This window comes from Dyella ginsengisoli (assembly GCF_044904665.1).
GTDB lineage: Bacteria > Pseudomonadota > Gammaproteobacteria > Xanthomonadales > Rhodanobacteraceae > Dyella_A > Dyella_A ginsengisoli.
In genome coordinates this window covers 538760-550170 of record NZ_JADIKM010000001.1, presented here as the reverse complement: position 1 = coordinate 550170, position 11411 = coordinate 538760, and the positions used below count along the sequence as shown (strand labels likewise).

Sequence of the window (11411 nt, the reverse complement as noted above, 5' to 3'; positions counted from 1 at the left end):
CTCTGTGACGGCTGGATGTGAAAGCCGATGCCACGAGCTGAATGATCGCTGCCGGCGCATGGCTAGAATGGACGCGTGCTCCCTTCGCATAGCCCTGTGTCCGTCTCCACACGCAAAATCCTCCACATCGACATGGACGCGTTCTACGCGTCGGTCGAGCAGCGCGACAATCCGGCGCTGCGCGGCAAGCCGGTGGTGGTCGCGTGGCGCGGCGCGCGCTCGGTGGTGTGCGCGGCCAGTTACGAGGCGCGCCCGTTCGGCGTGCGCTCGGCAATGCCGGCGGTGCGCGCCGAGCGGTTGTGTCCGCAGGCGATCTTCGTGCCGCCGGACTTCACGCGCTACAAGGCGGTGTCGCGGCAGATCCGCGAGATCTTCGCCCGCCATACCGACCTGATCGAGCCGCTCTCGCTGGACGAGGCCTACCTCGACGTCACCACCACCAAGAGCGGCCTCGGTTCGGCCACCGCCACCGCCGAAGCGATCCGCGCGGCGATCCGCGAGGAAACCGGGCTCACCGCCTCGGCCGGCGTCGCCCCGAACAAGTTCCTCGCCAAGATCGCCTCCGACCACCGCAAGCCCGACGGCCTGTTCGTGGTGCGACCGCATCAGGTGGACGCGTTCCTGCTGCCGCTCAAGGTCGGGCGCCTGCCCGGCGTGGGCAAGGTGATGGAAGCGAAGCTGACCGAGCTCGGCATCACCACCGTGGCGCAACTGCGCACCCTGCCCCTGGCCGAGATGGAGCAGCGCTTCGGCCGCTGGGGTCGCCGGTTGCACGAGCTGTCGCTGGGCATCGACCACCATCCGGTGCAGCCGGAGCGCCCCAGCGTGCAGGTGTCGGCGGAAGACACGTTCGAGCACGACCTGCGGCTGGACGAACTCGAACCGCACATCCGTCGGCTGGCCGAGAAGACCTGGGCCGGCCACCAGCGCGAGGCAGGCCGCGTGGCGCGCACGATCGTGCTCAAGCTCAAGACCGCCGACTTCCAGACGCTGACCCGCAGCCTCACGCCGGCCAGCCGACCGGGTTCGGCGCAGGAACTGGCGGACATCGCCTGCGCGTTGCGCAGCCGCGTGGAGCGTCCGGCCGACAGCCGCTACCGGCTCGTGGGCGTGGGACTGTCCGGCTTCGTCGATGCCGACGAGTACACCGCCCAGACCGATCTGTTCGGGCCGGTACCCGGCGGATGAGCGGGACAACGGGGTCTTCGCCTGGAAACGCTTGCTATTGAATAGCGCGCTATGTATATTTCGCACCCATGACGACCCGCCGCAAAGCCGAAACCACCCCCGCGCCGCTCCGGCTGGACCAGCAGGTGTGCTTCTCGCTGTATTCGGCGCAGCTGGCGATGACCAAGGTCTACCGCAAGCTGCTCGCGGACCTCGAGCTCACCTATCCGCAATACCTGGTGATGCTGGTGCTGTGGGAAGGCGACAGCCTGACCGTCTCGCAGATCGGCGAACGGCTGTTCCTCGACTCGGCCACGCTGACGCCGCTGCTCAAGCGGCTGGAGGCAGCGGGACTGGTGACGCGACAGCGGGCGGTCGAGGACGAACGGCAGGTCGTCATTTCGCTCACTGCCGAGGGTCGCGCGCTGCGCCGCAAGGCAGGGGCGATACCCGAAGCCATTTTCTGCGCCAGCGGCTGCGAGCTGGACGAGTTGCTGGAGCTCAAGTCCCGGCTCGACGGACTACGCGAACGGCTGTCGCAGCATCAGTGAAGCGCCGTCGCATTTTTTTATTATTTACTAAATAGTGCGCTATTTGTTAATGCGCTATTTTAATCAACCAAGCCGATCAACCAAGGAGACACCCATGTCCATCGAAAACGTTCTGTATCGCGCCCATGCCCAAGCCACCGGCGGCCGCGACGGCCGCGCCGTTTCCTCCGACAACGTGCTCGACGTGAAGCTGACCACGCCGAAGGAACTCGGCGGTGCCGGCGGCACCGGCACCAACCCGGAGCAGCTGTTCGCCGCCGGCTACTCGGCGTGCTTTCTCGGCGCGATGAAGTTCGTCGCCGCACAGCAGAAGATCGCCCTGCCCGCCGACACCCGCATCGAGGGCAGCGTCGGCATCGGCCCGATCCCGGCCGGCTTCGGCATCGAGGTGGCGCTGACGATCACCGTGCCGGGAATGGAGCGCGCCGCCGCGGAGGCGCTGGTCGCCAAGGCGCATGAGGTCTGCCCGTACTCGAACGCCACCCGCGGCAACATCGACGTCACCCTCACGGTCGCCTGACCAGCCGCTGCCGCCACGGTCCCGCCGTGGCGGCAGCGCCCTACACTTGCCGGCATGGCAACCGCCGGCACCCGAGAAACTCCCCATCCGCACGACATCGCCCTGCCCGAATCCGGGCAGTGGTGCCTGTACCTGATCGAGTGCACCAACGGCGCCTGGTATGCCGGGATCACCAACTGCCTGGCCGCGCGTTATGCGGCCCACGCCACCGGTCGCGGCGCCCGATACACCCGCGCCAACCCGCCCCGCCGGCTGCTCGGCTGGCGCCCCTACCCCGACCGCGCCAGCGCCTCACGGGCCGAAGCGGCGATCAAAAAGCTCGACAAAGCCGGAAAACTCCCGTTTCTGCTCGCCGAAGCAGACGCCGGGAAAAAATCCTAGAAGCCACTCAAGCCTTTCATTGTCTTGATTTTTATCTTGAAAAGCGCCGGCTTTCTGAACACGTCGAAAAATAAATGAGGCATTGCACGTTGCAGACGTGTACGCTGGCGGGGTAGTGCTTGAGGCCAGAGTTCGGTTGCACTGCGTCATCTTGCGGCGAGTCTGCCTCACTCCACGCCGTATACATCCATGTGTCAAAGGTCAAAGCGTCATGTCAAATCGTCAGAGCGGTACCGTCAAGTGGTTCAACGATGCCAAGGGCTTCGGTTTCATCAGCCCGGAAAGTGGTGACGACCTGTTCGTCCACTTCCGCGCCATCCAGGGCACCGGCTTCAAGTCGCTGCAGGAAGGCCAGAAGGTCACCTTCATCGTGACCAAGGGCCCGAAGGGCCTGCAGGCGGACGAAGTCCAGGCTGCGTAAGCCACTATCCCGGTTCGCCGGGAAGTGAAAAAGCCCGCGCTTGCGCGGGCTTTTTCTTTGTGGAGAGCCGGAGGCGCCGCGAACATCAGCCGCGGCGCCTCGCCGGATCACTTCTTCCGGGGGATGTACAGGTCGGTGATGGTGCCTTCGTAGACTTCGGCCGCCATGCCCACCGACTCACCCAGCGTGGGATGCGGGTGAATGGTCAGGCCGATGTCGGCGGCTTCAGCGCCCATCTCGATCGCCAATGCGATCTCGCTGATCAGGTCGCCCGCGTGCGTGCCGACGATGCCGCCACCAACCACGCGATGGGTCGTCTCGTCGAACAGCAGCTTGGTGAAGCCTTCGGTACGGTCGTTGCCGATGGCGCGGCCGCTGGCCGCCCAGGGAAACTTGCCCACGCCGATCTTCAGGCCCTTTTCCTTGGCCTCGCGCTCGGTGACGCCGACCCACGCGATCTCCGGATCGGTGTAGGCCACGGACGGAATCACCCGCGCATCGAAATGGCTCTTCTGCCCGGCGGCGACCTCGGCGGCAACCTTGCCTTCGTGCGTGGCCTTGTGCGCGAGCATCGGCTGGCCGACCAGGTCACCGATGGCGAAGATGTGCGGCACGTTGGTGCGCATCTGGGTATCGACGTTGATGAAGCCGCGCTCGGTCACCGCCACGCCGGCCTTGTCCGCCCCGATCCTGGCGCCGTTGGGCGCGCGGCCGACCGATACCAGTACGCGGTCGAACACGGTGTCAGTGGGAATGCTGTCACCCTCGTAGCTGACCTCGATGCCCTGCTTGGAGGCCTTGGCCGAAGTCACCTTGGTCTTGAGGTGGATGCCCTTGAGCTTCTTGCCCAGGCGTTGCGCCAGCGGCTTGATCAGGTCGGCATCGGCGCCGGGGATGATCTGGTCCATGAACTCGACCACGGTCACCGCGCTGCCGAGCGCGGAATACACCGTGGCCATCTCCAGGCCGATGATGCCGCCGCCGACCACCAGCAGCTTCTTCGGTACGTCCTTCAGTTCCAGCGCGCGGGTGGAATCGAGCACGCGCTCGTCGTCCCACGGAAACATGCCCAGCTTCACCGACTGCGAGCCGGCAGCGATGATCGCCTGCTCGAAGCGGATCAGCTTCGTACCTTCGGACGTCTGCACTTCCATCTCGTTGGGCGACACGAACGCGCCCGCGCCCTGCACCGTGCGCACCTTGCGTTGCTTGGCCATGCCGGACAGGCCACCGGTGAGCTTGCCGACCACCTTGGACTTGAAGTCGCGCAGCTTGTCGATGTCGATGCTCGGCTTGCCGAAGCTCACGCCGTGGGCAGCCATCGCCTCCGCCTCGTCGATCACCGCAGCCGCGTGCAGCAGCGCCTTGGAGGGAATGCAGCCCACGTTGAGGCAGACGCCGCCGAGCGTGTCGTAGCGCTCGACCAGCACCGTATCCAGGCCGAGGTCGGCGGCGCGGAAGGCCGCCGTGTAGCCGCCCGGACCCGAGCCGAGCACCACCAGCTGACAGGTGACGTCCGCCGTGCGCCCGGACGCGCCGACCGGCTTCGGCGCAGCCGCGGGAACCGATGCTGCCGGGGCCGGCGCAGCAGCAGCGGGAGCGGGCGCAGGAGCCGGCGCAGCGGCGGCCGCCTCCCGGCTTTCCAGCACGGCGATCAGTGCGCCCTCGGACACCTCGTCGCCCACCTTCAGCTTGAGCGAAGTGATGACGCCGGCCGCGGTGGACGGAATCTCCATCGTCGCCTTGTCCGACTCCAGCGTGATCAGGCTCTGGTCCTTGACGACGGTATCGCCTTCCTTGACCAGCACCTCGATCACCGGCACGTTCTCGTGACCGCCGATGTCGGGAACCTTGATTTCGATGCTGCTTGCCATGGGGGAATCCTTGGTTTTCTTGTTCGCGCGGGCGGCCGCTGACACGGGCCACCCTGCCAGTCCCTCGGAGAGGGCGCGGCGTCAGAGCAGCAGGCGGCGGATGTCGCCCAGCTGCTGCGCGAGGAACGCGGCGAAGCGCGCGGCGAGCGCGCCGTCGATCACGCGGTGGTCGTAGGACAGCGACAGCGGCAGCATCAGCCGCGGTGCGAACTCCTTGCCGTTCCACACCGGCTTCATCGCCGCCTTGGAGACGCCGAGGATCGCCACCTCCGGCGCATTGACGATCGGCGTGAACGCCGTGCCGCCGATGCCGCCCAGCGAGGAGATCGAGAAGCAGCCACCGGACATGTCGGCCGGGCCGAGCTTCTTGTCGCGCGCCTTCTTGGAGATCTCGCCCAGCTCGCGGGCCAGGTCGAGCAGGCCCTTCTTGTCGACGTCGCGGATCACCGGCACCACCAGGCCGTCGGGTGTGTCCACCGCAATACCGACGTGGAAGTACTTCTTGAGGATCAGCTTCTCACCGGTCTCGTCGAGCGAGGCGTTGAACTGCGGGAAGGCTTTGAGCGCCGCCACCACCGCCTTCATCTGGAACACCAGCGGGGTGACCTTCAGGTCCTTGTTCTCTTCGCCGAGCTTCTTGCGGAAGGCTTCCAGCTCGGTGATGTCGGCGTCCTCGTGCTGGGTGACGTGCGGGATCATCGCCCAGTTGCGCGCGAGGTTGGCGCCGGAAATCTTCTGGATGCGCGAGAGCGGCTTCTCCTCGATCTCGCCGAACTTGGCGAAGTCGACCTTCGGCCACGGCAGCAGGTTGAGCCCGCCACCGGCCGCAACCGGCCCGCCCTGCACCGGGCGGGCGCCCGAGGCGAGCGCGTGCTTGACGTAGGCGGACACGTCCTCGCGCTGGATGCGGCCGCCGCGGCCCGAACCCTTCACCTGGCTGACGTCCACGCCCAGCTCGCGCGCGAAGGCACGGATCGCCGGGCTGGCGTAGGGCGCATCGCCGGGCATCACGATCTTGGCGTCGAACGGCGGGCGCGTTTGCGGCGGCACGTCGCCTTCGGGCACGTTGCCCGGCAGCACGCCGCCGCGGGCGAGGACCGGTGCCGGCTGGTCCGCAGCCGGCACCGGTGCGGAAGCCGCCGGAGCGGGTGCCACTGCCGGAGCGGCATCAGCGCTTTCGATCAGCGCGATCAGGCTGCCCTCAGCCACCTCGTCACCCACCTTGAGCTTGATCTCCTTGACCACGCCGGCGAATGGCGCGGGCACTTCCATCGTCGCCTTGTCCGATTCCAGCGTGACCAGGCTCTGGTCCTTGCTGACGCTGTCGCCGACCTTCACCAGGATCTCGATCACCGGCACGCTGTCGAAGCCGCCGATGTCCGGCACGCGCGCCTCGCGCACGCCAGCGGGGCCCGCGGCCGGCGCGGCAGCCGGAGCCGGCGCACTCTTCGCCGGCGCCTCGGCCTTGGCCGCTGCAGGTGCAGGTGCAGGGGTAGACGCGGGAGCGGGAGCCGTTGCCGCAGCGGCGCCCTCGGCTTCGATCATCGCGATCACCGTACCTTCGGCCACCTCGTCGCCCAGCGCTACCTTGATCTCCTTCACCACGCCGGCAAACGGCGCCGGCACTTCCATCGTCGCCTTGTCCGACTCCAGCGTGATCAGGCTCTGCTCTTTTTCGACGCGGTCGCCGACCTTGATCAAGATCTCGATCACCGGGACCTTGTCGCCGCCGATATCCGGAACGCGTGCTTCTTTGAGGTCGGCCATGGGGACTCCTGGGAATGGGGGCGGGCCGCGGGGAAAAGGGCCACGGCAAGACTTCCATCATAACCAAGGCGCGCTGGCGGCGGGACTGAAAACGTGTGCAATGACTCCGTTCGTGTACGTATGGCATGACCTTGGGCGCATGCCCGCAAGCGCACAGCCACGTACGCTGGGTTACGCAGGCGCCGCTGTCGCGACGCAGGAGGGACCCCATGCTGGCCATTCGCGATCTGTCCAAGACCTATGCCAACGGCGTGCGCGCCCTGCGCGAGGTCACGCTCGACATCCCGCACGGCATGTTCGGTCTGCTCGGGCCCAATGGCGCGGGCAAGTCCTCGCTGATGCGCACGATCGCCACGCTGCAGGACCCGGACCGCGGCAGTATCACGCTCGATGGCCAGGACCTGCTCGCCGACAAGCCCGCCACGCGGCGCCTGCTCGGCTACCTGCCGCAGGAGTTCGGCGTGTATCCGAAGGTGTCGGCCGAGGCGATGCTGGACCACTTCGCCGTGCTCAAGGGCGTCACCGCCCGCAGCGAACGGCGCGAACTGGTGCATGCCCTGCTGCGCCAGGTGAACCTGTGGGACGTGCGCAAGCGCAAGCTGGGCACGTTCTCCGGCGGCATGCGCCAGCGCTTCGGCATCGCCCAGGCGCTGATCGGCGCGCCGCGGCTGGTGATCGTGGACGAGCCCACCGCCGGCCTCGATCCGGAGGAGCGCAACCGCTTCCTCAACCTGCTGGCGGAGATCGGCGAGCGCACGGTGGTGATCCTGTCCACCCACATCGTGGAGGACGTCACCGACCTGTGTCCGCGCATGGCGATCCTCGCCCAGGGGCAGGTGCTGCTCACCGGCGAGCCGCTGCAGGCGATCGCCAGCCTGGAGGGCCGCGTGTGGAGGCGCACGATCGAGAAGTCCGAACTGGACGGCTACCGCGCCCGCATGACCATTCTCTCCACCCGCCTGATGGCCGGTCGCACGCAGATCCACGTGCTGGCCGACAGCTCGCCGGGCGAGGGCTTCGTGGCCGTCGCGCCCGACCTGGAAGACGTGTACTTCGGCCGCCTGCGGGCGCAGGCCACCGCCCGGGCCGCCTGACCGTACCGCCACGCCTTCACCCAGGAGCGCGCCCATGTTCTTCGAGATCTTCCGCTTCGAGTGGCGCCAGCAGCTGCGCTCGCCGCTGTTCTGGATCGTCGCGGCGGTGTTTGGCGCGATGGCCTTCACCCTCACCAGTACCGACGCCGTGGCGCTCGGCGGCGCCACCGGAAACGTCTGGCGCAACGCGCCGATGGTGACGGTGAAGCTGATGGCGGTGCTCACCGTGTTCAGCATCTTCCTGGTGGCGATGTTCGTCGCCGGCGCGGCCCTGCGCGACTTCGATCTGCGCACCGCCGAGCTGATGTTCACCACCCCCGTGACGCGGCGCGCGTATCTGGGCGGGCGCTTCGCCGCCAGCTACCTGGCCTGCCTGGCGATCCTCGCGGTGTGCGCACTGGGGCTGGCCGCCGGGGGCCTGATGCCGTGGCTGGATGCGGCGCGGATGGGACCGCCGCGCGTGGCCGGCTATCTGTGGTCGCTGGCGGTGATGGTGATGCCGTCGATGCTGTTCATCGCCGGGCTGCTGTTTCTCATCGCCACCACCACGCGCTCGCTGCTGGCCACCTACGTGGGCGTAGTCGTGTACTTCGTGCTGCAGGTGATCACCGGCGCGCTGACCCGCGATGTCGACAACCACTGGCTGGCGGCGCTGCTCGATCCGTTCGGCGGGCGCACGCTGGCGATCGTCACGCGCTACTGGTCGGCCGACCAGCTCAACCACGTGCTGCCGCCGCTGAGCGGCATCCTGCTGTTCAACCGCGCGCTGTGGGGCGGCGTGGGGCTGGTGCTGTTCATGGTGGCGTTCGCGCTGTTCCGGCCCGACCGCGAGGGCCTGTCGCTGCCGCAGCGCAAGGCGCGCCCCGAGCCGCCGCTGCTGCGACCGGTGTCGGCCGATGCGGTCACCGCAGCGCTCGCCACCGGCTGGCGCGCCACACTGATCCAGTTGCGCGCGCAGTGGGCGTTCGACACGCGCGCGGTGCTCACCGGCGTGCCGTTCCTGGTGATGCTGATCCTGGCGCTGGTCAACGTGGTGGCGATCCTGGCGCTGTCGGGCCAGCTCTACGGCACCGCCACCTACCCGGTCACCCACCGCATGGTGGAAACGGTGGAAGGCGGCTTCCAGGTGATGCTCTACATCATCCTCACTTTCTACGCCGGCGAGCTGGTGTGGCGCGAACGCGCCGCCGGCGTGGCCGCGGTGAGCGACGCCTTTCCCACCCCCGACGGCGTGCCGCTGGTGGCCAAGCTGCTGGCGCTGTTCACCGTGGTGGGCGTGTTCCTCATCACCGGCAGCGTCGTGGCGATCGGCTGGCAGCTTGCGCACGGCTATACCCATCTGGAGCCGGGCCTTTACCTGGCCATGCTGGCGCTGGACGCGCTGCCGTACCTGCTGCTCGCCGCGCTGGCGGTGTTCTTCCAGGTGCTGGCGAACAACCGCTTCCTCGGCTACCTGCTGACCATCGTGTGGCTGGTGGCCAGCCTGATCGGCTTCGGCCTGCTCGGGTGGGAGCATCACCTGTACAACGTCGGCACGGCGCCGGCGACGCCATATTCCGATCTCAACGGCTTCGGCCATTTCCTGCCGGCCGCGCTCTGGCTCGACGCTTACTGGGCGCTGCTGGCGGTGGCGATGATGGTGGTGGCGGCGCTGTTCTGGGTGCGCGGCAGCGTGCAGGGCTGGCGCGAGCGCAAGTGCGAGGCGCGGGCCCGCTTCACCGCACCGATGCGGCTGGCGCTGATCCTCGCGCTTGCCGGCTTCGCGCTGTGCGGTGGCTGGATCTTCTACAACACCAACGTGCTCAACACGTACCGCACCGGCGACGACGCCAACCGCCAGCGCGCCGACTACGAGAAGCAGTACGCCCGTTACGCCGGCCTGGCGCAGCCGCGCATCACCGCCGTGCAGGCCGACGTGGACATCGACCCGGCGCGCCGCCGCCTGCACCTGGTGGCGCACATGACCCTGGTGAACCGGCACGACGCGCCGATCCGCGAGCTGCATGTCAACACCGATACCGACTTCACCACCACGCTGGCGTTCGCCCCGCACGAAGCGGTGAAGCTGGACGACCGCCTCGGTTACGCGATCTACCGGCTGAAGACGCCGCTGGCACCCGGCGCCTCGATGTCGTTCGACGCCACTCTCGACTACGCGCGGAAAGGCTTCACCAACGCGCCGCAGGGCCAGTTCCTCGCCCACAACGGCACGTTCTTCAACAGCACCGTGCTGCCGCGCTTCGGCTACCAGCCGGACAACCAGCTCACCGACCGCAACACCCGCCGCAAGCTCGGCCTGAAGGAAGACGTGCCGCGCATGCCGCGCCTGGGCGACGAGGCGGCGCGCGCCAACACCTACATCAGCAATGACTCGGACTGGATCCACTTCGACACCACCATCACCACCGCCGACGACCAGATCGCGATGGCGCCGGGGTACCTGCAGGCCGAAACGCATGCCGACGGCAAGCGCACGTTCCACTACGTGATGGACCGGCCGATGCTGGACTTCTTCTCGTGGATCTCCGGCCGTTACGCGGTCAAGAAGGATCGCTGGCACGACATCGCGCTGGAGGTCTACTACAACCCCGCGCACGCCTGGAACGTGGACGACATGCTGCAGGGCGCGAAGGATGCGCTGGCCTACTACGAGGCGCAGTTCTCGCCCTACCAGTTCCGCCAGCTGCGCATCCTGGAATTTCCCAACTACGCCAGCTTCGCGCAGTCGTTCGCCAACACCATTCCGTTCTCCGAATCGGTGGGCTTCATCGCCGACCTGCGCGACCCGTCGAAGATCGACTACGCCTACTACGTCACCGCCCACGAAGTGGCGCACCAGTGGTGGGCGCACCAGGTGATCGGCGCCAACATGCAGGGCTCCACCCTGCTCAGCGAGTCGCTGGCGCAGTACTCGGCGCTGATGGTGATGAAGCACCGGTACGGCGCCGACCAGATGCGCCGCTTCCTCAAGTACGAGCTGGACAACTACCTGGCCAGCCGTGCCGGCGAGCCGGTGCGCGAGGAGCCGCTGGGCAAGGTGGAGAAAAACCAGACCTACATCCACTACCAGAAGGCGTCGCTGGTGTTCTACGCGCTGCAGGACTACGTGGGCGAGGACACCGTCAATGCCGTGCTGCGGCAGTTCCTGCACGACAAGGCGTTCCAGGCGCCTCCGTACACCACCTCGCAGGAATTCGTCGACGCCCTCCGGCGCGGCGTCGATCCGAAGTGGCACGGTCTGATCGACGACCTGTTCTGGAAGATCACCTTCTTCGACAACCGCATCACCGACGCCACCGCAACGAAACTGGCCGACGGCCGCTACCGGGTGACCCTGACCGTGCACACCGGCAAGAGCTACGTCGACGACGCCGGCAAGGAAACCGAAGCCGCGCCGGACATCCCGGTCGACATCGGCGTGTTTGCCGCTTCATCGCGCAAGGGCGTGGATGGCAAGCCGCTGTACCTGCAGAAGCGCCTGCTGCCGAAGGGCGACAGCACTGTCACCGTGGTGGTGGACGGCAGGCCGGCCGAGGCCGGCATCGATCCATACAACGAGCTGATCGACCGGATCTCCTCGGACAACCGCCGGGCGGTGAGTCTGCCGTGAGTGCAGGCGCCCCCGGGCGGCCCGGG

9 protein-coding genes are annotated in these 11411 nt (G+C 67.5%); 7 read left to right on the top strand and 2 right to left on the bottom strand.

Features of this window, described 5'->3' with window-relative positions; genetic code table 11:
- Positions 1-96: 96 nt before the first annotated feature.
- The 5 genes from dinB to ISP17_RS02490 all read left to right on the top strand — a co-directional run bounded on the left by dinB (position 97) and on the right by ISP17_RS02490 (position 3040).
- A complete protein-coding gene (gene dinB / locus ISP17_RS02510) occupies positions 97-1188 on the top strand; it encodes a DNA polymerase IV (protein WP_404629941.1) in 1092 nt (363 codons plus the stop codon).
- Positions 1189-1256: 68 nt separating this feature from the next.
- On the top strand, positions 1257-1718 hold the full coding sequence (locus ISP17_RS02505; RefSeq protein ID WP_404629940.1) for a MarR family winged helix-turn-helix transcriptional regulator: 462 nt from the start codon (positions 1257-1259) through the stop codon (positions 1716-1718).
- A 94-nt stretch (positions 1719-1812) separates the two neighbouring features.
- On the top strand, positions 1813-2238 hold the full coding sequence (locus ISP17_RS02500; RefSeq protein ID WP_404629939.1) for an organic hydroperoxide resistance protein: 426 nt from the start codon (positions 1813-1815) through the stop codon (positions 2236-2238).
- Positions 2239-2292: 54 nt separating this feature from the next.
- Positions 2293-2619 (top strand): GIY-YIG nuclease family protein, encoded by a 327-nt coding sequence (locus ISP17_RS02495; RefSeq protein WP_404629938.1) that lies wholly within the window; start codon positions 2293-2295, stop codon positions 2617-2619.
- 211 nt (positions 2620-2830) lie between these two features.
- Positions 2831-3040 (top strand): cold-shock protein, encoded by a 210-nt coding sequence (locus ISP17_RS02490; protein ID WP_404629937.1) that lies wholly within the window; start codon positions 2831-2833, stop codon positions 3038-3040.
- A gap of 107 nt (positions 3041-3147) precedes the next feature.
- Here the strand turns inward: ISP17_RS02490 and lpdA are convergent, their stop codons facing one another.
- On the bottom strand, positions 3148-4914 hold the full coding sequence (gene lpdA / locus ISP17_RS02485; RefSeq protein ID WP_404629936.1) for a dihydrolipoyl dehydrogenase: 1767 nt from the start codon (positions 4912-4914) through the stop codon (positions 3148-3150).
- Positions 4915-4995: 81 nt separating this feature from the next.
- Positions 4996-6681, bottom strand: a complete 1686-nt coding sequence (gene aceF, locus ISP17_RS02480; protein WP_404629935.1) for a dihydrolipoyllysine-residue acetyltransferase — start codon at positions 6679-6681, stop codon at positions 4996-4998.
- 209 nt (positions 6682-6890) lie between these two features.
- On the opposite strand from aceF, the gene ISP17_RS02475 reads away from it, so the two are divergent.
- Both ISP17_RS02475 and ISP17_RS02470 read left to right on the top strand, forming a co-directional pair.
- Positions 6891-7775 carry an ABC transporter ATP-binding protein gene (locus ISP17_RS02475; RefSeq protein WP_404629934.1) on the top strand — a complete coding sequence of 295 codons (885 nt, stop codon included), beginning with the start codon at positions 6891-6893 and terminating at the stop codon, positions 7773-7775.
- Positions 7776-7809: 34 nt separating this feature from the next.
- A complete protein-coding gene (locus ISP17_RS02470) occupies positions 7810-11385 on the top strand; it encodes an ABC transporter permease/M1 family aminopeptidase (RefSeq protein WP_404629933.1) in 3576 nt (1191 codons plus the stop codon).
- The last annotated feature ends 26 nt before the right edge of the window (positions 11386-11411 follow it).

Coding starts and splice junctions, on each gene's coding strand:
- ISP17_RS02505 (WP_404629940.1), top strand. CDS start 1,257: ATGACGACCCGCCGCAAAGCCGAAACCACCCCCGCGCCGCTCCGGCTG.
- ISP17_RS02500 (WP_404629939.1), top strand. CDS start 1,813: ATGTCCATCGAAAACGTTCTGTATCGCGCCCATGCCCAAGCCACCGGC.
- ISP17_RS02495 (WP_404629938.1), top strand. CDS start 2,293: ATGGCAACCGCCGGCACCCGAGAAACTCCCCATCCGCACGACATCGCC.
- ISP17_RS02490 (WP_404629937.1), top strand. CDS start 2,831: ATGTCAAATCGTCAGAGCGGTACCGTCAAGTGGTTCAACGATGCCAAG.
- lpdA (WP_404629936.1), bottom strand. CDS start 4,914: ATGGCAAGCAGCATCGAAATCAAGGTTCCCGACATCGGCGGTCACGAG.
- aceF (WP_404629935.1), bottom strand. CDS start 6,681: ATGGCCGACCTCAAAGAAGCACGCGTTCCGGATATCGGCGGCGACAAG.
- ISP17_RS02475 (WP_404629934.1), top strand. CDS start 6,891: ATGCTGGCCATTCGCGATCTGTCCAAGACCTATGCCAACGGCGTGCGC.
- ISP17_RS02470 (WP_404629933.1), top strand. CDS start 7,810: ATGTTCTTCGAGATCTTCCGCTTCGAGTGGCGCCAGCAGCTGCGCTCG.